General features: G+C 69.4%; 19 protein-coding genes. 5 read left to right on the top strand and 14 right to left on the bottom strand.

The window, feature by feature from the left end:
* Window positions 1-2: 2 nt before the first annotated feature.
* From efeB to efeU, 3 genes are read right to left on the bottom strand one after another with little or no spacing between them, the layout of a single operon-like run.
* Window positions 3-1,322 (bottom strand): iron uptake transporter deferrochelatase/peroxidase subunit, encoded by a 1,320-nt coding sequence (efeB, locus tag LMI96_RS15560; RefSeq protein ID WP_228362131.1) that lies wholly within the window; start codon window positions 1,320-1,322, stop codon window positions 3-5.
* Window positions 1,319-2,548: an iron uptake system protein EfeO gene (gene efeO, locus LMI96_RS15555; protein ID WP_228362130.1), complete on the bottom strand. Its 1,230-nt coding sequence runs from the start codon at window positions 2,546-2,548 to the stop codon at window positions 1,319-1,321. The genes efeB and efeO overlap by 4 nt, the downstream gene beginning before the upstream one ends.
* The gene (gene efeU / locus LMI96_RS15550; RefSeq protein ID WP_223723407.1) at window positions 2,545-3,474 is read right to left on the bottom strand and encodes an iron uptake transporter permease EfeU; all 930 of its coding nucleotides are present in this window, start codon (window positions 3,472-3,474) and stop codon (window positions 2,545-2,547) included. Before efeU ends, efeO begins: the two co-directional genes overlap by 4 nt.
* A 188-nt stretch (window positions 3,475-3,662) precedes the next feature.
* On the opposite strand from efeU, the gene LMI96_RS15545 reads away from it, so the two are divergent.
* The gene (locus LMI96_RS15545) at window positions 3,663-4,667 is read left to right on the top strand and encodes an isopenicillin N synthase family oxygenase (protein WP_228362129.1); all 1,005 of its coding nucleotides are present in this window, start codon (window positions 3,663-3,665) and stop codon (window positions 4,665-4,667) included.
* Between the two features lie 198 nt (window positions 4,668-4,865).
* On the opposite strand, the gene rpsO is transcribed toward LMI96_RS15545, so the two are convergent.
* A complete protein-coding gene (rpsO, locus tag LMI96_RS15540) occupies window positions 4,866-5,135 on the bottom strand; it encodes a 30S ribosomal protein S15 (protein WP_223723405.1) in 270 nt (89 codons plus the stop codon).
* Between the two features lie 198 nt (window positions 5,136-5,333).
* Between rpsO and LMI96_RS15535 the strand changes: the two genes are divergently transcribed.
* Together LMI96_RS15535 and LMI96_RS15530 are read left to right on the top strand one after the other, a co-directional pair.
* A complete protein-coding gene (locus tag LMI96_RS15535) occupies window positions 5,334-6,632 on the top strand; it encodes an MFS transporter (protein ID WP_308015782.1) in 1,299 nt (432 codons plus the stop codon).
* Between the two features lie 112 nt (window positions 6,633-6,744).
* Window positions 6,745-7,686: a DMT family transporter gene (locus tag LMI96_RS15530; RefSeq protein WP_228362128.1), complete on the top strand. Its 942-nt coding sequence runs from the start codon at window positions 6,745-6,747 to the stop codon at window positions 7,684-7,686.
* Window positions 7,687-7,734: 48 nt separating this feature from the next.
* On the opposite strand, the gene LMI96_RS15525 is transcribed toward LMI96_RS15530, so the two are convergent.
* The 5 genes from LMI96_RS15525 to LMI96_RS15505 all read right to left on the bottom strand — a co-directional run bounded on the left by LMI96_RS15525 (window position 7,735) and on the right by LMI96_RS15505 (window position 12,659).
* The gene (locus LMI96_RS15525; protein WP_228362127.1) at window positions 7,735-8,292 is read right to left on the bottom strand and encodes a YceI family protein; all 558 of its coding nucleotides are present in this window, start codon (window positions 8,290-8,292) and stop codon (window positions 7,735-7,737) included.
* A 161-nt stretch (window positions 8,293-8,453) separates the two neighbouring features.
* Entirely contained in the window at window positions 8,454-8,822 is a 369-nt protein-coding gene (locus tag LMI96_RS15520; RefSeq protein ID WP_228362126.1) for an FKBP-type peptidyl-prolyl cis-trans isomerase, read from the bottom strand.
* Between the two features lie 165 nt (window positions 8,823-8,987).
* Window positions 8,988-10,346 (bottom strand): NtaA/DmoA family FMN-dependent monooxygenase, encoded by a 1,359-nt coding sequence (locus LMI96_RS15515; RefSeq protein WP_223723401.1) that lies wholly within the window; start codon window positions 10,344-10,346, stop codon window positions 8,988-8,990.
* A complete protein-coding gene (gene add, locus LMI96_RS15510) occupies window positions 10,343-11,341 on the bottom strand; it encodes an adenosine deaminase (RefSeq protein ID WP_228362125.1) in 999 nt (332 codons plus the stop codon). Before add ends, LMI96_RS15515 begins: the two co-directional genes overlap by 4 nt.
* Window positions 11,342-11,435: 94 nt before the next feature.
* Window positions 11,436-12,659 (bottom strand): PrsW family intramembrane metalloprotease, encoded by a 1,224-nt coding sequence (locus tag LMI96_RS15505; protein ID WP_228362124.1) that lies wholly within the window; start codon window positions 12,657-12,659, stop codon window positions 11,436-11,438.
* 39 nt (window positions 12,660-12,698) lie between these two features.
* Here LMI96_RS15505 and LMI96_RS15500 point away from each other — a divergent pair, with 39 nt between their 5' ends.
* Window positions 12,699-13,562, top strand: coding sequence for a fumarylacetoacetate hydrolase family protein (locus LMI96_RS15500; RefSeq protein WP_228362123.1), 864 nt, complete (start codon window positions 12,699-12,701; stop codon window positions 13,560-13,562).
* 58 nt (window positions 13,563-13,620) lie between these two features.
* Here LMI96_RS15500 and LMI96_RS15495 read toward each other — a convergent pair whose 3' ends face one another.
* The 5 genes from LMI96_RS15495 to LMI96_RS15475 all read right to left on the bottom strand — a co-directional run bounded on the left by LMI96_RS15495 (window position 13,621) and on the right by LMI96_RS15475 (window position 18,247).
* The gene (locus LMI96_RS15495) at window positions 13,621-14,019 is read right to left on the bottom strand and encodes a DUF4190 domain-containing protein (protein ID WP_228362122.1); all 399 of its coding nucleotides are present in this window, start codon (window positions 14,017-14,019) and stop codon (window positions 13,621-13,623) included.
* An 89-nt stretch (window positions 14,020-14,108) separates the two neighbouring features.
* Entirely contained in the window at window positions 14,109-15,566 is a 1,458-nt protein-coding gene (locus LMI96_RS15490; protein WP_228362121.1) for an aspartate ammonia-lyase, read from the bottom strand.
* 128 nt (window positions 15,567-15,694) lie between these two features.
* On the bottom strand, window positions 15,695-16,603 hold the full coding sequence (locus tag LMI96_RS15485; protein WP_228362120.1) for a phosphodiesterase: 909 nt from the start codon (window positions 16,601-16,603) through the stop codon (window positions 15,695-15,697).
* Window positions 16,604-16,658: 55 nt separating this feature from the next.
* Window positions 16,659-16,994, bottom strand: a complete 336-nt coding sequence (locus LMI96_RS15480; RefSeq protein ID WP_223723394.1) for a peptidase — start codon at window positions 16,992-16,994, stop codon at window positions 16,659-16,661.
* Window positions 16,991-18,247, bottom strand: coding sequence for an inorganic phosphate transporter (locus tag LMI96_RS15475; protein WP_228362119.1), 1,257 nt, complete (start codon window positions 18,245-18,247; stop codon window positions 16,991-16,993). The genes LMI96_RS15480 and LMI96_RS15475 overlap by 4 nt, the downstream gene beginning before the upstream one ends.
* 207 nt (window positions 18,248-18,454) lie before the next feature.
* On the opposite strand from LMI96_RS15475, the gene LMI96_RS15470 reads away from it, so the two are divergent.
* On the top strand, window positions 18,455-20,053 hold the full coding sequence (locus LMI96_RS15470) for a molybdopterin-dependent oxidoreductase (RefSeq protein WP_228362118.1): 1,599 nt from the start codon (window positions 18,455-18,457) through the stop codon (window positions 20,051-20,053).
* The last annotated feature ends 136 nt before the right edge of the window (window positions 20,054-20,189 follow it).

Here is a 20,189-nt window from a genome sequence, read left to right as displayed (position 1 = left end):
GCTCAGGCGAAGAGGCCGGCGCCGACGAACGACCCTTCGCGGGCTCCGGGCGGCACGGCCCAGATACCCGAACCGACGTGACGCAGGTACTCGCCCAGCAGGTCGGTCGAGAGCGCCTTCTGCACGGTGATGAACTGCTCCGGTGACCGCTGGTACGACAGGAAGAACAGGCCCGCCTCGAGAGCGCCGCGCGCGTCGTTGCCGTCGACGAAGTTGTATCCGCGGCGAAGGATGCGGATGCCGCCGTTCTGATCGGGATGCGCGAGGCGCACGTGCGAGCGGACGTCGATCTTCGGCGCGGATCCGTCGCCCGTCGCGGCGAAGTCCGGGGCGGCGAACTCGTCGCCCCCGGACAGCGGCGCACCCGCACTCTTGTCGCGGCCGATCGTGCGTTCCTGCTCGACGAGCCGTAGCCGGTCCCACGTCTCGATGGTCTGGCGGATGCGGCGAGCGACGAGGTAGCTGCCGCCCGCGAGCCAGGCCTGGCCGTCGCCCTCGCCGACCCAGACATGCTCCGCGAGAGCGTCCGTCTCGGTCTGCAGGATGTTCGCGGTGCCGTCCTTGAACCCGAAGAGATTCCGCGGCGTCGACTGCGCCGCACTCGTCTTGGAGGTGCGCCCGAAGCCGAGCTGCGACCAGCGCAGCACCGCTCGCCCGAACGCGATCCGACTCAGGTTCCGCACCGCATGCACGGCGACCTGCGGGTCGTCGGCGCACGCCTGGATGCAGAGGTCGCCGTTCGAGGCGAGCGGGTCGAGGTCGTCGCCGCGGAACTTCGGCAGCGTCGCGAGGGGCGCGGGGCGGCGACCCCCGATTCCGAATCGGTCGACGCCGTTCGCCTCAAACAGCGACGGGCCGAAACCGAACGTGATCGTGAGCGCGGCGGCGGGAAGGCCGAGCGCCTCCCCCGTGTCGTCCGGCGGCGCCTGGGGCGATCCACCGACGGCGCCGGACGCGCTCACATCGAGCCCCTGCGTCATCCGTGCGGCGGCGTACGACCAGTCCTCGAGGAGCGAGCGGAGGTCGGCCGCGGTCGCTCCCTCGACCATGTCGAAGGCTGCGAAGTGCATGTGGTCCTGCACCGGCGTCGTGATCCCGCCCTGGTGGTCCCCGTAGAAGGGATGCACCTCGGCGCTGGAGTCCGCGTTGCGGGTGACCGCGGTCGCCGCGACTGCGCCCGCCGTTCCGCCGACGGCGATCCCGGCCGCGCCCGCCCCGATGAGCCCGAGCAGACCGCGGCGGCTGATGCCGCGCCCGGTGCGTTCGGTGCCCGCATCCTGTTCCGGCGACTCCCCCTCGCTGATCGACTGCCCGTCGCTCATGACAGGACGGTCGAGGTGAGCCGGGAGAGCGGCTCGGCGAGCGCGTTGATCAGGTCGGTGAAGGTGCGGCGATCAGCATCCGTCAGCGTCGAGTAGTTGACGAACCCGGCGTCGAGGCTGCCGAACGTCGCGAGTTCCGCCTCGAGGTTCGCGTAGCCCGTGTCGATCTTCTCGGCGAGGGCTGCTCCGTCGTCGCCGGTCGCCACGGCGAGGTCGCGAACGAGCGAGTACGCCATCTTGGAGCCTTCGACGTTGGCGGCGAAGTCCCAGAGGTCGGTGCCGCTCCACCAGTCCTCTTCCCCCGAGATCTTGCCGGTCGCCACTTCATCCAGAAGCGCGATCGCGCCGTTCGAGATGCCCGCGATGCCCTGGTCGTCGAGGGCGGCCTGGAAGTCGTCGCTGTGCACGTAGTCGTTCAGCGTTCCCACGTCTGCCGTCAGCGCATCGGCGTAGCCGGCGCGCTCGTCCGTGGTGGAAGGCGCCCAGTCCTGCCACGCGGGGGTCTCGCCATCCGCATTCAGGGCGTGCTGCGCCGGAACCCACAGGTCCTTCTCGATGCGGTGGAACCCGGTCCAGTCCAGACCCTCCGCGACCGCGTCGACCTCGCGGTAGTCGATCTTCGGGTCGAGGTCGCCGAGCGACTCGGCCACCGGCTCGATGCGCTCGTAGTACGCGCGCACCTGGGGGAAGAGAGTGCGGGCCGTCTCGTCGTCGCCTGCCGTGTAGGCCGCCGTGAACTCGGCGACCGCGGGCACCAGCTGCTCGACCTGGTCCTTCACGAACGCCGCGTACAGCGTGACCGCCTGCTGCTTCTGCTCCGCATCGTCGCCGACGGCGGTGACCGCGTCGCCCGTCACGGTGAAGCTCGCGCGTCCGACGCCCTCGCCGACCATTCCGGGCTTGCAGAGGGTGTAGTAGTCGCCGGGCTGCGCCACGACGGTCAGCGTCCGGTTGGCGCCGGGCGCGATGTTCTCGACCTCGCCGACGATGCGCAGGCCGTCTTCGGCCAGCAGGTAGAACTCGCTCACCTGCGTGCTCGAGTTGGTCACGTCGAAGGCGAGCGTGCCGCTGGTGGCCGTTCCCGCCGACACCGCGCAGCCATCGTCGGTCGATTCGACCGAGAGAGCGTCGGATGCGGCGACGTCGGCCTTGGCGACGCAGCCCGTCAGGGCGAGCGCGGCGATGCCGAGGGCGGCAGCGGCGGTGAGTGCGCGGTGCGAGATCATGCGATTCCTTGCGATGCGGGAGCGACGACGTCACTCGTTCGTGGTGCGGGACGGCGACGGTGCCGGGCGCCGCGCAGGAAGAACGTTCCCACGACGACGACGTAGAGGACCCATGCGACGACCTGCAGCCACGACATGACGGGCATGAAGCCCACGGTGGCCTGCAGGATGGCGGCGAGGGCGCTGCCGGGGGCGACGACGGAGCTGACGTCGAAGGCCCAGCCGAACGGGAAGGCGGCGAGCCCGGTGAGCACTGCGCCGGTGTCGGCGGAGATCGGGGCCGCGGTCGTGAAGGGACCGGGCAGGACGCCGGCCTCCTGCAGATCGTGCACGGCGTACGCGAGGACACCCGCGGCGACGACGATCAGGAGAGCCCCGGTCCAGGTGAAGAAGATGCGCAGGTCGAAGCGCAGCATCCCGCGGGCGATCAGCCAGCCCAGCACGACGGCGATGACGAGTCCGAGAAGGGCGCCGAGCAGCGCGAGCGGGGCGTCTCCGAAGGACTGCACCATCGACCACAGCAGAAGCGTCGTCTCGATGCCCTCGCGCGCGACCGAGACGAATCCGATCACCACGATCCCCCACAGGGATCCGACCGCGAGTGCCCGGTCGACCTCGCCCTCGAGCGACTTCTTCAACCCACGGCCGGCCCGCTGCATCCAGAAGATCATCCAGGTGACCAGGCCCACCGCGAGAAGCGACATCGTGCCGCCGATGATCTCCTGCGCCTCGAAGGTCAGGCTGTACGCACCGAACGTGAGGACCCCGCCGATGGCGAGCGACAGGACGACGGCGAGCAGCACGCCCGCCCAGAGCCGCGGGAGAACGTCGCGTCGTCCCGACTGCGAGAGGTACGCGACCAGGATGCCGACGACGATCGCCGCTTCGAGTCCTTCGCGGAGCCCGATCAGCAGACTGGGAAGCACGAGCGTCTCCTTCGGGAACCGGCGGTTAGGTAACCCTAACAACGGAGGACCATATCCCACCGCGGCGGCGCGAGCAATTCGACACGCGATGACGGGCGTCACTCCTCCGGCATCGCGTGTCGCACCCCGCGGCGGTAACGGTCGGCAACATTGGCCATCGCTCGCCCGTGGCGACGTACCGTCGGGGTGTGAGCACGCTGAATCTTCCTGTCCTCGATCTCTCCCGCCTCGACGACGGCCCCGAGGCCGCCGCCCAGTTCCGCGACGATCTCCGCGCCGCGACGCACGACGTGGGGTTCTTCTACCTCGTGGGTACGGGCGTCACCTCGTCGCTGGAAGGGCGCCTGCTGCAGGCCGCGCGGGACTTCTTCGCCCTGCCCGACGAGGACAAGCTCGCGATCGAGAACGTCAACAGCCCGCATTTCCGCGGGTACACGCGGGTGGGCGGCGAGCGCACCCAGGGTCGCGTGGACTGGCGGGAGCAGATCGACATCGGGCCGGAGCGTCCGGCCGTCACCGATCCCGACGCGCCCGATTTCGCGCGACTCATCGGGCCGAACCTCTGGCCGAGCGCGCAGCCGGAGCTGCGCGAGATCGTGACCGAGTGGCACGACCGACTCACCGAGATCGCCCGCACCCTGCTGCGCGAGTGGGCGCTCGCCCTGGGCGCCGAGCGCGACTACTTCGATCGACACTTCGGCGACCCGTCCACGCTGATCAAGATCGTGCGGTATCCCGGAAAGGACGAGCCCGCGCAGGGCGTCGGCGCGCACAAGGATTCGGGCGTGCTGACGCTGCTCTGGGTCGAACCCGGCAAGGGCGGTCTGCAGGTCGAACGCGACGGCGCCTGGGTCGATGCTCCGCCCGTCGAGGGCGCGTTCGTGGTGAACATCGGCGAACTGCTGGAATACGCCACGCAGGGCTACCTCATCGCCACCAATCACCGCGTGATCTCGCCCCGGTTCCCCGACGAGCGCATCTCGGTGCCGTTCTTCTTCAACCCGGCGCTGGATGCAAGGCTGCCCCTCATCGAGCTTCCCGCGGAGCTCGCCGCATCCGCTCGCGGTGTCACGCAGGACCCCACGAACCCGATCCACGCGCTCTACGGCGAGAACGCCCTGAAGTCGCGGCTGCGCGCGCACCCCGACGTCGCCGCACTCCACCACGCCGACCTCCTCGCCGCCCGCCCCTGACCCGGACCGCGCGCCCCGCCCGGACCGCGCGCCCCGCCTGGACCGCGAGACTGGATCTGGACGCCGAGACAGTGGAGTTACCCCACGGTCTCGGCGCGAAGATCCCGTCTCGCGGTATCAACGAGGCGGGAACGACGAAGGCCGCCCCACACCGTGGGGCGGCCTTCGGAAGAAAGCGATATACGCGGGATCGCGTGCTTAGCGGCGAAGTCCCAGACGCTCGATCAGCGAGCGGTAACGCGCGATGTCGATGTCCTGGAGGTAGCCCAGCAGACGGCGACGCTGACCCACCATGAGGAACAGACCACGACGCGAGTGGTGGTCGTGCTTGTGCTCCTTCAGGTGCTCGGTCAGGTCCTTGATGCGCTGCGTCAGCATCGCAACCTGCACCTCGGGGGATCCGGTGTCACCGGGGTGCGTTGCGTACTCTTCGATGATCGCCTTCTTGGCGTCCTGTTCAAGTGCCATAGATTCGATCCCCTCTCTGCTTGTTGCGCGGCGCCCAACGCATGATGCGTGGGCTCTCTTTATCCGCGGCCGATCCAACGGCAACTGCACGAGTCTACCAGCGAACGGACTCCCGCGGCGACCGCTCCCCGCCCCCGGCGTCCGCCGCTCGGCTACGCTCGGACGAATGCAGCCTCGCCCCCGCCCCGAGGTCCGACCGTGCGGCGGCTGAGCCGGCAACTCATCGATCTCCGCCCGCTCACCACGAGCCCTCCGTTCGCGCGGATGTGGATCGGATCGACCCTCTCCGGCCTCGGTGGGCAGATGACGATCGTCGCCGTCATGCTGCACGTCTACGCGTTGACCGCATCCGACTTCGCCGTCGCCATGGTCGCCGTCGCCGGACTCGTACCGATGGTGTTCGCCGGGCTCTACGGCGGCATGCTCGCGGATGCGTTCGACCGCCGGGTCGTGGGCCTGTCGGCCGCGTCCATCACCTTCGTGTCGACAGCGCTCCTGGCGGGCCTCGCGTGGAGCGGCAACGAGACCGTGTGGTGGCTGTACGCGCTCAGCATCGTGAACTCCGCGGCGAACTCGGTCGTCCAGGCCACCCGCTCGGCCATCACTCCCCGGCTGGTCGCCCGTGAGCTGCTGCCGGCCGCGGCCGCCCTGCAGGGCGTGACCGTCGGCATCATGGTGATGGCCGGCCCCGCTCTGGCCGGGGTGCTCGTGGCGGTCGCCGGGTACGCCTGGACCTACACGGTCGACGTCGTGCTGATGACCTCGCTGTTCCTCGGCCTCTGGACCCTGCCCGCCCTCCGCCCCGAAGGCGTCGTGGTGCGGCCGGGCCTGGAATCGCTCCGCGACGGGCTCGCCTTCCTCCGGCGCGCCGCCAACATCCGCCTGCAGTACATCCTCGACATCGTCGCGATGACGTTCGGACAGCCCCTGGCGTTGTTCCCCGGGATCGGCGCCGTCCTCCTCGGGGGCGGTGCCATCACGACCGGCGTCCTCACGGCTGCGGTCGCCGCGGGCGCCTTCTTGTCGAGCCTGTTCTCGGGGCCGATCGGGCGCGTCCACCACCACGGCATCGGCATCCAGCGCGCGATCCAGGTGTACGGCGCCTCGATCGCCCTGTTCGGTGCGGTGCTCGTCGGCGCACAGGCCGGCTGGTTCGTGCCGGGAACCCCGGGCGCCCCGAACGTCGTCATGATCGTCGCGGCGTGTGTCGCCCTCGTCATCTCCGGCGCATCCGACAACGTGAGCGCGATCTACCGGTCGACCATGATGCAGTCGGCCGTGCCGGATTCGATGCGCGGACGACTCCAGGGCATCTTCATCGTCGTGGTCAACGGCGGTCCGCGTCTCGGCGCCCTCTACGCCGGCAGTCTCGCCACCGTGACCGCACTCTGGTTCCCGCCCCTGATCGGCGGCATCCTCATCATCGCCATCGTCGCCGTCCTCGTGCGAATGAGTCCCGCCTTCCGCGCCTACGACGCGCGCACCCCGGTGCCCTGACCGGCCTGCTCGCTTCGCGATCGGAGCGTTCGCGCGGCCGAATCCCGGCGGTTTCCCGCCATCGCATTCGCGCGCGGCGCGTCGTGTCGACCGCTCGGTCTACAGTCGCGGAGTGACCCACCCCGCCGCGACCCGCTCCGCTCCCGCCGTCCCCGCAGCCCCGGCCTCTGCCGCGATCACGATCCAGTTCGTGCTGACCGGGATCGTGTGGGGCTCGAGCTTCCTGTTCATGAAGATCGCCCTGGAAGGACTGTCGTCTGCGCAGGTGGTCTGGTCGCGACTCGTGCTCGGCGCGGTGACCCTCGGCCTGTTCGTGCTGGTCCGGCGGGACTCGCTCCCCCGGAACATCCGCACCTGGGGACATATGAGCGTCCTGGCGCTCTCGTTCTACCTCGTGCCGTTCCTGCTGTTCGCCTGGGCGCAGCAGTACGTCTCGTCGGGACTGGCGAGCATCTACAACGCCACGACGCCGATCATGACGGCGGTGATGGCGTGGCTCGTCTTTCGCGTCGAGAAGCTCGGCGCGGCCCAGATCGCCGGAATCCTCGTCGGGATCCTGGGGGTCATGGTGATCATCGCGCCGTGGCAGGGCCTCGATCTCTCGCAGAGCCTGATCGCCCAACTCGCGATCCTCGGCGCGACCGCCTGCTACGGCTTCAGCCTCGCCTACATGCGCCGGTTCGCCTCGCAGACGGGCATGAGCGCGCTCGTCTTCTCGTTCGTGAACATCGCGATCGCCGCGACGGTGATGCTTTTGCTGACACCCGTCGTCGCGCTCAGCCCGATCTCCCTCGACCCGGTGATCGTCGGATGCCTGCTCGTGCTCGGGTGCGTCGGCACCGGCGTCGCGTACGTCTGGAATCAGAACGTGCTCCGCGCGTGGGGACCGACGCGTGCCTCGACCGTGACCTACATCACCCCGGTGGTCGGCGTCGTCCTCGGCATCATCGTGCTCGGCGAACAGCTCGGGTGGAACGAGCCGGCCGGCGCGTTGCTCGTGTTCCTCGGCATCCTGCTCGCGCAGAACCGGCTCCGCCGCCGGCCGCGAACATGACACAGGGCGGATGCCGCAGCATCCGCCCTGTGAGAACCGATCGAACGATCAGGCCTGGATCGAGCCCTGCAGGTCGAGCTCGATGGTGACGTCCTTGCCGACGAGCACGCCGCCGGTCTCGAGGGCGGCGTTCCACGTCAGACCGAAGTCCTCGCGGTTGATGACCGTCTTCGCGGTCGCGCCGGCCTTGTAGTTGCCCCACGGGTCGGTGCCGAAGCCACCGAGCTCGAGCTCGAAGGTGACCGGCTTGGTGACGTCCTTGATCGTCAGGTCGCCGTCGACGAGGAAGTCGCCCTTCTCATAACGCACACCGGTGGAGCGGAAGGTCATGGTCGGGTACGTCTCGACGTCGAAGAAGTCGGCGGAGCGCAGGTGACCGTCGCGGCCCTCGTCCTTGGTGTCGACCGAGGTGACGTCGACGGTCGCCTCGACCGTGGTCTCGAGCGGGTTGCTGCCCGTGACGATGGTGGCGCTCTTCACACCGAAGGAACCGCGCACCTTCGAGATCATCATGTGGCGCACCGAGAAGGTGACCTCGCTGTGCGCCGGGTCGAGCACCCAGGTGCCCGTCTTGTAACCGGGGATTTCCAACGTCGAGTCGGTCATGTTCACTCCAAGTTCGCGGCCACGCATTTCGCGGCTTCGGATCCAGTCAACGGCACGTCGTCGACATTCATTCCCTCGAATGGAAAATTCTGAGCAAATTCTCGTCGACACGACACGACGATGCCCCCGGTGCGTGGCACCGGGGGCATCGGGAGAAGGGATCAGCCGACCTGCAGCAGGTCGATGATGAAGATCAGCGTCTTTCCGCCGAGGAAGTGTCCGCCGGCCGGGCCGTAGGCCAGGTGAGGGGGGATCACGAGCTCGCGGCGACCGCCGACCTTCATGCCCGGGATGCCGTCCTGCCATCCCTGGATCAGGCCGCGCAGCGGGAACTGGATGCTCTCGCCACGACCCCAGGAGGAGTCGAACTCTTCGCCGGACTCGAACTCGACGCCGGCGTAGTGCACGGTGACGTTGTCACCGGGCTTCGCCTCGGCGCCGTCGCCGACGATGATGTCGCGGATCATGAGCTCCGACGGGGCGGGGCCGGCGGGGGCGTCGAACTCGGGCTTGGTGCGGTTCTCAGTCATGAGTCCATCCAAGCACGCGCGGCAGCGAGCCGCGCCCTCGCCCGCCGCTCACAGGGGTATTGACATGATGCGAGGCCCGGAGCATCCTGATTCCAGGTCAACTCAGCGCCCGGTAGTCACGCAGGCATCGCCGCGGCACCGGGCGCTGAGTCTTTCCTCTTTCGGCTACGACCGTGGCAGACGCGCGCCCGGAGCGTCCCGCATCCGCTCGCGCAGAGTCGGGCCGGCCGGCTCGGAGACGAGTCCCTTGGCGCGCAGCCGCGGGAGCACCAACTCGCCGAACGCGGCGACGTCGCGGGTGCCGAAGACCGGCTCGAGCAGGAACCCGTCGAGTCCGGTTTCCTCGGCCAGCCGCTCGATGCCGTCCGCGACCTCGTCGGCGTCGCCGACGAGACGGAACCCGCGCGTGCCACGGCCGCGGAGCTCTTCGAGGATCTCCCGCACGGTCGGCGCCGGCCGACCGTCCCGCGGGAGGAATCGTTCGATGTTGCTCGTGCCCATCTGCCCGACCGGCCCGCCGGCCTCGAGCACCTGTCGGAGGTCGCGATCCGGATCGAGCGTGAGCAGGTCGATGCCGGTGTTGCCCGCGTACAGCGCGGCCACCACCTGATCGGACTGCATCGCGTGGAACTCGCCCCAGAGCCGCTCGGCGCCGGCGTGGGTCTCGTCCACGATCGCGGTGAGTCCCGCCATGATCCGGATGCTGTCGGGGTCGCGTCCGGCCTCTTCGGCCAGGCGTCGGATATCCGCGACGTTCTGCGCCGTGTGTGCCGGCGTCGTGCCCTGGATGAAGACGCCCTCCGCATGCGCGGCGGCCAGAGCACGGCCCTTCGGGGAGGTGCCCGCCTGGAAGATCACCGGCGTCCGCTGCGGCGAAGGCGGTGCGCCGAAGTAGCCGCGGGAGCGGTAGTGCGTGCCCTCGAATTCGGTGCGATGGATGCGGGCGGCGTCGATGTAGATGCCGGCCTCCGCATCCGCGATCAGCGCATCGTCGTCCCAGGAGTCCTCCCAGTAGCTGCGCGCCAACGACACGTACTCGTCGGCCATCTCGTACCGGGTGTCGTGGGCGACCATCGCGGGATGCCCGAAGATCTCGGCGACCGCGTTCTGCGACGCGCCGGTCACGACGTTCCACCCGATGCGGCCCGCCGTCAGGTGGTCGAGCGTCGAGAAGCGTCGAGACAGCGGCAGCGGGTGATCCATGCCGGTGGTCGCCGTCACGACGAACCCGAGCCGCTCGGTCTCACGCGCGAGCACGGGGATGAGCGTCGAGGGGTCGAGGCCGGAGAAGTTGATCGCCGCCGACAGCGAGGCGGGACTGATGTCGCCGTCCTGCATCGGGTAGCCGAATCCGTCGGCGAAGAACAGGAAGTCGAAGCCGGTACGGTCCATGACCTGAGCCATCCGCACCCAGCGCTCCGGATCGAGGTAGTCGACCGCGTCGTTCTCGGGATGGGCCCAGCTGTACGTTCCGCCGACCTGGGGCGCGTACACCTCGAATACACCGAAATGCAGATTCGTCATTCGCTCTCTCCTTCGGCCAGCCATGCCGCGATGCCGGCCTTCGCGCGGGTCTTCAGCGCGTCCGAGGCCAGCGTCGTCTCGAGGGAGCTCCAGGCGCAGTCCGCCAACTGGCGGTCGGTCAGCCCGATCGAATCGCGCGCCACGATGTACTCCTCCCCCACCCCCGGCCCGAACAGGATCGGGTCGTCGGCGTTGATCGAGCAGCGGACCCCCGCGGCGAGGAGGGCCGGCAGCGGGTGGTCGGCGAGGTCGTCGACGACATCGAGGAGGAGATTCGAAGTCGGGCACACGTCGAGACAGGTTCCGCGCTCGGCAAGCACGGCCACGAGCGCGGGGTCCTCAACGGCGCGGACCCCGTGCAGCACCCGCACGGCGCCGAGATCGTCGATCGCCTCCCACACCGATTCCGGTCCGACGAGCTCGCCGGCGTGCGGGGTCGACTGGAGCCCCGCCTCGCGGGCGATGCGGAACGCTTCGACGAAGTCACGGGCCGGATAGCCGCGCTCCTCGTTGGCAAGTCCCAGCGAGACGACGCCGCGGCCGGCGCGGGACGCGGCGACCGTGGCGAGCGCGATCGCGGCGTCGAGGTCGTCGGTGCGATCGACCGTCACCATCAGCCCGACCTCGACACCGTGACGATCTCCCGACTCGGCGGCCGCCTCGATGTGCGCGTCGAGCGCCGCTTCCAGAGACCCGAAGGCGTCGACGTAGAACTGGGGGCTGACGCCGAACTCGACGTAGACGACGCCGTCGGCGGCCGCATCCGCGACTGCTTCATCGATCAACCGGCGCAGGTGCGCGGGTTGAGCGAGAACGGCCAGGAGTCCGTCGTACATGCCGGCGAAGGCTGCGAAGCCGGCGAAGCCCGTGACGGGCGGGATGCGGACATCCATCTTCTCCGCGAGATCGGCCAGGGTGTCCGGGCGGATCGCGGCTTCCAGATGAAGGTGCAGGTGGCCTTTGGGCAGTGTCCTCGGATCACGACGTGCGGTCATGGGTTCTCCCGTGCGGTGGTGGCTGAACTGTTCGGTTCAGAATGTCTCCGACCACGGTAGCCGCCGTGTGTTTCTCGCACGTGTCGCGAACTTGTCAGAGCACGAAGAGAGCCTGTCGCGATGCCACGGCGCGCTGCAGCAGAGCCCGTTCGTCGGCGGATGCGGTGCGGTCGCGCCCCGAGATGACGCGCTGCCGGGCGGCGGCGAGCGCCGTGGCGTCGGCGATGAATCGGCGCATCACCGCGCTCTTGTCTCCCGGCAACGTGCGCGCCCACGCGAGCGCCCGGCGCCTCCCGGCCCCGGTGGCGAGCATCTCGACCTCTTCGGCGGTGAACCAACCGGCCGCGGCGTAGTCGCCGAGCCGGGCGCGGGTCAGCCGGGACTCCTCGCGTCGCAGCATCAGGATGCCGCCGATGAAGACCAGGAACAGCGGCACCTGCAGCGCCGTGTACAGCGCGAAGAAGTCGCCGAGGAGAGCCGATCCGTTCCAGAGCGCGTGCAGGATGACGGCGCCGACGAGACCCGCGAGCCAGGGCGCGATCGCGGCCCGCACCGACGCACCGCGCCGGGCCGCCAGCCCCAGCGCGAACCCGGTCACGGCGGTGAACATGACGTGCGCGAACGGGGACAGGATGCCGCGCACGAAGAACGTGGCACTCGCGAGCTGCGGCCCGCCCTCGATCCAGGCCTGGGCGAAGTACTGGATGTTCTCCGTGAACGCGAACCCCGCCCCGATCAACCCGCCGTAGACGATGCCGTCGACGGGACCGTCGAACCACCGTCGCGCCGCGACGAAGAGGAGAAGCACGCCCAGCCCCTTCGCGATCTCCTCGACGACGGGCGCCTGGATCACCGACTGCAGCACGTCGCCGATTGCGCTGGAGCTCCGTCCGATCGTGAGAAGGATCAGCAGGTCGACGCCGAGCGCGATCGCCACCGAAACGATGGCGCCCCAGCCGAGAGCGATGGCGACGAGCCCCTTCGGTTCGGGCTCCCATCGGTCGACCAGACGCAGGGCGAACAGGACTCCCGCGAGCGGCACGAGCGCCAGGATCATGCCGAGCAGCGATGCCCCGGGCCCGATGGCACGGAGGAAGTAGCCGACCAGGACGACCGCGACCAGGATCAGGACGCCGCCCAGCCACACGTAGAGCCCGACGGCCCGCCGCGGTGCCGCCGGTAGCGGCGCCTGCGCCGTCGGGGGCGGAGCGATCGGTGCCGCCACGGCCGCGGGGGGCTGCGCGAGGGCAGACGGGAACGTCGGCGGAATGAGCATCGGACGCGGGGCACCCGCGCTCGCGGGGTCGGGAAGCGTCATGGCGACAGCCTAGGGGCGCGCTCCGGGTAGCGTGGAGGAATGCGATTCGCCCATGTGACGCCGGATGGGACCCAGCAGCCTCGCCTCGTCGTTGTCGACGCAGACACGGGCCGCTTCGTCGACGATCTCTTCGACGGGGCTCCGTCGACCCTCGAACAGCTCATCGCGGGCGGCGACGACCTGCTCGAGCGCGTGCGAGATGCCGCAACCGACGGGCCCCCGTTCCCGCTCGCCGATGCGACGTTCGCCGCCGGCGTGCTGACACCACCCGTCGTGCTCGCGATCGGACTGAACTACGCCGCGCACTCGGGCGAGCTGGGGTTGAAGACCGATAAAACCCCGACCGTCTTCGTCCTCTGGCCGAACTCGCTGTCGGCGCACGAGAGCACCACGGCGTGGCCGCGTTCGCTCAGCGAATCGGTCGACTACGAGGCCGAGCTGGGTGTCATCATCGGCGCCGCAGCGAAGAACGTCTCCCCCGAAGACGCCCTCGACCACGTCTGGGGCTACACGGTGGTCAACGACATCACCGCCCGCGACATCCAGTTCTCGGAGGCGCAGTGGTCGCGCTGCAAGTCCTTCGACGGCTTCACCCCCGTCGGGCCGTACGTCGTCACCGCCGACGAGGTTCCCGATCCGCAGGACCTGCACATCTGGGCGATCGTCGACGGGCACATGGTGCAGGATGCCTCGACCGGTCAGATGATCCGCGGCGTCGCGACCCTCGTCTCGCACCTCTCGCAGTCGGCCACGCTTCTGCCGGGCACGCTCATCTCGACCGGCAGCCCCGGCGGCGCCGGCTACTCCCGTGATCCGCAGATCTTCCTGCGCGACCGCTCGACCGTCACGGTCGGAGTCGACGGGATCGGATCGCTCACGACCCACTGCCGCATCCGGGACTGACTCCCGGAACGACGAGAAGGCGGGGTGGCCCGAGCCGCCCCGCCTTCTCGCACCTGATCTAGCCGCAGGTGACGGTGACGCCGTCGATCATCTGAGTTCCGCCGCCCATCTCGAGGCACTGGTTGTACAGGTCGGTGCCCGCCGCGATCAATCCGCCGATGAGAATCACCGCGACGATGATGCCGACGATCCCCAGCACGATGCTGATGATGATGGCCCAGACCGCCGGGGTGTTCTTGACGCCCGCCTTGCGACTCTGCACGAGGGCGATGATGCCGAGGATCAGCGCGATCAGCTGCACGAAGAACGCGAGGATGAGGGCGACGATGCCGAGCGTCTTGCCGGGGACGGCAGCGCCCGGTTCGGGGGCACCGCCCGCGGGGGCACCGGCGGGCGGCGGCGCCGCCGGGTAGGCGGACGGGGGCGGGGTGTACGGCGTGCCGGACGGGTCGGTCATCGTTCCTCCTGGTGGTGGCGGTGAATTCTCCGAACGTAGCGGCTGGCTTTCCCGGCGGGCGAACTTCATCGCCGGGTTGACAACGGCCCTCAGCGTGCGGGCAGATCGGGGTCGATGATCGGGATGGCGGCCGTGATCGCCTCCAGCCCCGACAGGCGCGCGGGGGAAAGCTGCTTTATCACTTCCTCCCGCGACATCAGTCCCGCCTCCACCACGAGATCGGCGACGCTCCGGTGCGTGAGCAGTGCCGTCTTCGCGAGCGCCGCGGCGGCCGCGTACCCGATGAAGGGCGTCAGCGCGGTGATCACCCCGACGGAGGAGCCGACCATCGAGCCGAGCCGATCGCGATTGGCCGTGATGCCCTCGACGCAGTTGACGCGTAGCGTCCACATCGCCTGCCGCATCCAGGTGATGGACTGGAAGATCGAGTGGGCGATGACCGGCTCGAACGCGTTCAACTGCAGCTGCCCGCCCTCCACCGCCATCGTGACGGTCATGTCGGCTCCCGCCACCGCGAAGGCCACCTGGTTCACGACCTCGGGGATGACCGGGTTCACCTTGCCGGGCATGATGCTCGACCCCGCCTGCCGCGCCGGCAGGTTGATCTCCCCGAACCCCGCCTGCGGTCCGCTGGAGAGGAGCCGGAGGTCGTTGCAGATCTTCGACAGCTTGATCGCGTTCCGCTTCAGCGACGACGAGAACGACATGAAGGAGCCCGTGTCGCTGGTGGATTCCACCAGGTCGGCCGCCGTCTCGAGGTCGAGCCCCGAGATCTCCCGCAGGTGATGCGCGACGGCCGGCGCGTAATCGGCGTGGGTCGTGATCCCGGTCCCGATCGCCGTCGCGCCCATGTTGATCTCGTGCAGGAGCGACGCGTTCTCGCGCAGACGCATGAGGTCTGCCTCCAGCGTCGAGGCGAATCCGTGGAACTCCTGGCCCAGGGTCATCGGCACCGCATCCTGCAGCTGCGTGCGGCCCACCTTCAGGACGTCGTGGAACTCCACGGCCTTCGCGAGGAATGCCCGCCGGAGAAGTTCGAGCTCGTCGAGGAGCGTGAGCAGCGACAGCGACAGCCCGACCTTTATCGCCGTCGGGTACACGTCGTTGGTCGACTGGCTGCGGTTCGTGTGGTCGATGGGCGAGAGGAAGGCGTAATCGCCTTTCTCTCGTCCGGCGAGTTCGAGCGCGACGTTGGTGATGACCTCGTTGGCGTTCATGTTGGTGGAGGTACCGGCTCCGCCCTGAATGACGCCGACGACGAACTGATCGTGGAAATCACCGTCGATGATGCACTGCGCGGCGCGATCGATCAGGTCGGCGCGGGCGGGGTCGATGACCCCGATGCCGCGGTTCGCGCGCGCCGACGCTTGCTTCACCATCGCGAGGGCGGTGATGAGTTCGGGATACACCGAGATGGGTCGCTTCGAGATCGGGAAGTTCTCCAGAGCGCGCGCCGTGTGGATGCCCCAGTAGGCGTCCGCCGGGATCTCGAGAGTGCCGAGCGAGTCGGTTTCGGTACGGGTACGCGTCGTCGCGTCCGATTCCATGCGTTGTCCTTGCCGTCGAGGAGAGGGGGGGGTTCGTCCGGGTGTTCCGAGCCTAACCGGCGGCCTGTGCGAGGAGACTGGACGGCTCGTACAGATGCGCCGGCACGACCGCCACTTCGTACAGTGGGTCAGGCTGGCTTGCGCGAGAACGCCTCGAGACGCCCTTCCGGCGTGAGCGCCGCCATCCGCGCCACGAACTCCGGGCCGAAGAAATCGGCCGTGTCCGCGTCGACCACGGGCACGACGGCGTGGGTGATCGTGTGGTCGTAGACGTGCACGAGGTGGAAGGACTGGCCCGCATCCATGCCGTTGACGGCGTCGGCGGGGCGGGCCAGATCCATCGTGTAACAGGTCGCGGACGCGACGCTCACCGGGATTCCGGCGAAGGTTCCGGATGTCGAATAGTGCAGGTGCCCGGCGAGGATCGCGCGTACGTCCGTGCCCGCGATGACCGCGGCCAGGCGACTCTGCTCGCGGAGCTCGAGGATGTCGAAGAACGGCACGTGGCTCGGCAGCGGCGGATGATGCAGCGCGAGGATCGTGCCGAGCGCGGCGGGTTCGGCGAGGACGTCTGCGAGCCACGCGAGCTGCGCGTCATCGAGATCGCCGTGATGCCAGCCGGGCACGGTCGAGTCGAGCGCGATCAGACGCAGCCCGCCGAGATCGTGCACCGCGGTGATCGGCGACGTGTCGGGCTGCTCGTCGAGCAGGCCGACCCGCAGGGGCGCACGCTCGTCGTGATTGCCGGCGACCCAGATCACGGGCGCGCCGATCCGTGCCGCGACCGGCTCGACCGCACGACGGAGCGCGGCGTACGCCTCCGGTTCACCGAGATCGGTGAGGTCCCCCGTGAACACGATGGCATCGGGCGCGGCGTCGAGCCGTTCGATCGCGGCGAGCGTGCGCCGGAGGTTCTCGCCCGTGTCGTAGCGGCCGCCGAGCGGCCGATTGCCGGCGAGGAAATGCGTGTCGCTGACGTGCACGATCGTGCGGAGCGCGGGCGGGTACTGCCCGAAGGGCTCGGATGCGGCGGCCATGCGTTCAGCCTACGACCGGGCGCCGACGGCAGTCAGGGCCGACTCGACGCGAACGTCAGAGGCCGACCACGATGAGGAGCAGACCGCTGAGGACCGCGATCGCGCACACGGCGAAGGCCGCCACGGCCGCGGCGAGCGCGAGACGCTTCTGACCCGCGGTGAGGGGGCTCCGCTTCGCGGCCTTCGCGGCGGCTTTCGCCGCTCGCGCCCGCTGCTTCTCGGACTTCACCGTGATGGCGTCGGTGAACTCCGCGGGCGCGACGACCGGCGAGCGACCGGCACGCACCAGCATCCGAAGTCCGAGCGCGTACGATCCCACCACCACGACGGCCGCGATGAGCGCCGCCGCGAACACCTGGACGAACGCCCACCAGTCGATCTCGACACTCATCGGTTGCGCTCCTCGTCGTGTGCGCGGGCATCGGGCGTGTCGGCGCGCTCCTGCCGTTCGGTCGCCGCGCGGCGCTGGCCCCGGGTGGGCGGCGGTGTGCGGGTGACCTTCACCGCGCGTCCGGAATCGGCGACTTCGCTCATCGCGTTGGCCGCGCTCACGCGGTCCCGCCGCGAGCGCAGGAAGATCGCCAGCACGATGACAACCGCCAAGACCGCGTCGATGAAGATGCCCCAGTTGCCGAGCCACGCCACGAGGAGCGCCGCGGCGGCGCCGACCAGGGCCGCCGCCGGGAGAGTCAGCAGCCAGCCGATCGTGATGCGACCGACCGTGCGCCACCGCACGGTCGACCCGCGGCGGCCGAGACCGGACCCGATGACCGACCCGGACGCGACCTGCGTCGTGGAGAGGGCGAAGCCGAGCGCGCTGGAGGCGAGGATGGTGGCCGCCGTCGAGGTCTCCGCCGAGAACCCCTGTGCCGGCTTGACGTCGATGAGCCCCTTACCGAGAGTGCGGATGATGCGCCACCCGCCCATGTAGGTGCCGAGGGCGATCGTGAACGCGCACGCGAGAATCACCCACAGCTGCGGATCCGCCCGGGCGGGGTCCTGCCATCCGGCCATGATCAGCGCGAGCGTGATCACGCCCATGGTCTTCTGCGCGTCGTTCGTCCCGTGCGCGAGAGCGACGAGGGACGACGAGAAGATCTGCCCCCACCGGAACCCGTCGCGTCCGTCGGGACGCCCGTCATTGCGGCGGGTGACGGCGTACGCGATCTTGGTGACGGCGAAGGCGATCAGACCCGCCGTGAACGGCGCGATCAGCGCCGGCAGGATGACCTTGCTCAGCACGACCCCGAAGTCGATCGCGAGCACACCGACGCCGACGACCGTGGCGCCGATGAGGCCGCCGAACAGGGCGTGGGACGAACTCGATGGCAGTCCGAGCAACCAGGTCAGCATGTTCCAGGTGATGGCGCCGATCAGGCCGGCGAAGATCAGCGGAAGAAACTCACTCGGGGTGATCTGGTCTTCGCGGATGATGCCGTGCGAGATGGTCTTCGAAACCTCGGTCGACAGGAATGCTCCGACGAGGTTGAGACCGGCGGCGAGGAGCACCGCCACCTTCGGTTTCAACGCCCCGGTGGCGATCGGCGTCGCCATTGCGTTCGCGGTGTCGTGGAAGCCGTTGGTGAAGTCGAAGAAGAGAGCCAGGACGACGACGAGGACGACGATCAGTGCTGCGGTTTCCACCGTTCGCTTTCGGTTCGAGGAAGACGAGGACGAACCGAGACGATCGGCGGCGCGAACGAAGAGTTCACCAGTGGTTCAGCATCCGTTTACCGGGCCACCCGAAATCCTGACACCGGGCCGCGCTCGGGTCAACTCGCCGCCATCCGATACCGTGTCCGCGCCGAACAACCAGTGCCCGAGCGTCCGTTCGCGCAGGAGGAGATACCCATGAGCGCCACTCCGAAAGCGCGCTGGCTGTTGTGGAGCGCCCTGTCCGGCGTCATCTCGGCCGCCATGTTCTTGGCCGTTGCCGAACTCACCGCGCTCATCGCCGTCCGCGGCGCGAGCCCGCTGGAGGCGGTCGGGGCGTTCGTGATCGACATCGTCCCACAGCCGGTCAAGGAGTTCGCGATCGCGACGTTCGGCGAGTCCGACAAGATCGTGCTGCTCGCCAGCCTCGGCCTCGCCGCCGTGATCGGCGCGGCCATCGCCGGCACCCTCGAGTACCTCAAGCCGCCGCTCGGTGTCGTGCTGTTCGGTGCGGTCACGATCGCCACCGCGGCCGCCCTCGTCACCCGTGCTGCGGCCGGCCCGCTGAACGCCCTCCCCGCTCTCACCGGCGGGATCGCGGCCGTCGTCCTGCTGCGCTTCCTCGTTCGGGCGCTCCGCCGCTGGCGGGATGCCCGGGTGGCGCGCACGGCGGCGACCACTCCCGCAGCGGCGGGCGACGCCGCATCCGGAACCGCGCCGGGCGCACTGCCCGGTCGTCGCGCCTTCCTCACGCTCGCCCTGGTCAGCACGGTGGCCGCGGCGGTCGTGGGCACCGGCTCCCGCATCATCAACGGGGCCACCTCGTCGATCGCCTCCATCCGCGACGTGCTCCGGCTGCCGTCGCCGCGGTCGCGGGTCACGATCCCCGCCGGCGCCGAACTCGATGTTCCCGGCATCTCGCCGCTGTACACGCCCAACGCGGACTTCTACCGCGTCGACACCGCGCTGACGGTGCCGCAGATCGACCCGTCGACCTGGCGCCTCGTGATCGACGGGATGGTGGACCAACGCATCGAGCTCTCGTTCGACGATCTCGTCGCCCGTGGCCTCGACGAGTACTCCGTCACCCTGACCTGCGTCTCGAACGAGGTCGGCGGCGGACTGGTCGGCAACGCGATCTGGCAGGGCATCCCGGTGCGCGATCTGCTCGCGCTCGCCGGCCCCGCATCCGACGCCGACATGGTGCTCTCGCGGAGCTTCGACGGCTTCACCGCGAGCACACCGCTCGAGTCCCTCACCGACGACAACCTCGATGCGATTCTCGCCGTCGCGATGAACGGCGAGCCCCTCCCCCTGCAGCACGGATTCCCCGTGCGGATGGTGGTCCCGGGACTCTACGGTTACGTGTCGGCGACGAAGTGGCTGACCCAGCTGACCGTCACCCGGTTCGATCGGGACGAGGCCTACTGGACCCCGCGCGGCTACAGCGACAAGGCACCGATCAAGATGTCGTCGCGCATCGACACCCCGCGTGTCGACCAGCCCGCGACCGCCGGAACCCTCGCCCTCGCCGGCGTCGCCTGGGCTCAGCCCATCGGCATCGGCAAGGTCGAGGTCAAGATTGACGACGCCGACTGGCAGGAAGCGACCCTGTCGAGCCCCGTCAGCACGAACTCGTGGGTGCAGTGGATGCTGCCCTGGGAGGCGGCCGCGGGGGTCTACACCGTGACGGTCCGCGCATACGACCTCGACGGCAACCAGCAGGTCGAAGACCGTGCCGCCATCGCACCCAACGGCTCCAGCGGCTGGCAGCGATCGCTTATCACCGTGCGCTGACCCGCACGGCCGCGCACGGCGCTCGTCTGCTCGGCCTGGTCGGCCTGCTCGCCTGTTCGGCCTGCTGGCCCTTCGGCCTGCTGGCCCCTGCTCGCCCTGAGCGGAACGGCGGGCGGGCGGGCGTCATCGCCGTTAG

It is taken from the genome of Microbacterium sp. cx-59 (genome assembly GCF_020805625.1).
GTDB lineage: Bacteria > Actinomycetota > Actinomycetes > Actinomycetales > Microbacteriaceae > Microbacterium.
The sequence above is the reverse complement of the archived record's forward strand: the minus strand, read 5'-3'. Positions and strand labels throughout refer to the sequence as shown.

Bases quoted from the DNA above. Each gene is read 5' to 3' on its own strand.
- LMI96_RS15505 (WP_228362124.1), bottom strand. From the start codon at position 12,659: ATGACGCTTCCCGACCCCGCGAGCGCGGGTGCCCCGCGTCCGATGCTC.
- efeO (WP_228362130.1), bottom strand. From the start codon at position 2,548: ATGATCTCGCACCGCGCACTCACCGCCGCTGCCGCCCTCGGCATCGCC.
- LMI96_RS15490 (WP_228362121.1), bottom strand. From the start codon at position 15,566: ATGGAATCGGACGCGACGACGCGTACCCGTACCGAAACCGACTCGCTC.
- LMI96_RS15480 (WP_223723394.1), bottom strand. From the start codon at position 16,994: ATGAGTGTCGAGATCGACTGGTGGGCGTTCGTCCAGGTGTTCGCGGCG.
- LMI96_RS15515 (WP_223723401.1), bottom strand. From the start codon at position 10,346: ATGACGAATCTGCATTTCGGTGTATTCGAGGTGTACGCGCCCCAGGTC.
- LMI96_RS15525 (WP_228362127.1), bottom strand. From the start codon at position 8,292: ATGACCGACTCGACGTTGGAAATCCCCGGTTACAAGACGGGCACCTGG.
- rpsO (WP_223723405.1), bottom strand. From the start codon at position 5,135: ATGGCACTTGAACAGGACGCCAAGAAGGCGATCATCGAAGAGTACGCA.
- efeB (WP_228362131.1), bottom strand. From the start codon at position 1,322: ATGAGCGACGGGCAGTCGATCAGCGAGGGGGAGTCGCCGGAACAGGAT.
- LMI96_RS15500 (WP_228362123.1), top strand. From the start codon at position 12,699: ATGCGATTCGCCCATGTGACGCCGGATGGGACCCAGCAGCCTCGCCTC.
- LMI96_RS15470 (WP_228362118.1), top strand. From the start codon at position 18,455: ATGAGCGCCACTCCGAAAGCGCGCTGGCTGTTGTGGAGCGCCCTGTCC.
- LMI96_RS15495 (WP_228362122.1), bottom strand. From the start codon at position 14,019: ATGACCGACCCGTCCGGCACGCCGTACACCCCGCCCCCGTCCGCCTAC.
- add (WP_228362125.1), bottom strand. From the start codon at position 11,341: ATGACCGCACGTCGTGATCCGAGGACACTGCCCAAAGGCCACCTGCAC.
- LMI96_RS15520 (WP_228362126.1), bottom strand. From the start codon at position 8,822: ATGACTGAGAACCGCACCAAGCCCGAGTTCGACGCCCCCGCCGGCCCC.
- LMI96_RS15485 (WP_228362120.1), bottom strand. From the start codon at position 16,603: ATGGCCGCCGCATCCGAGCCCTTCGGGCAGTACCCGCCCGCGCTCCGC.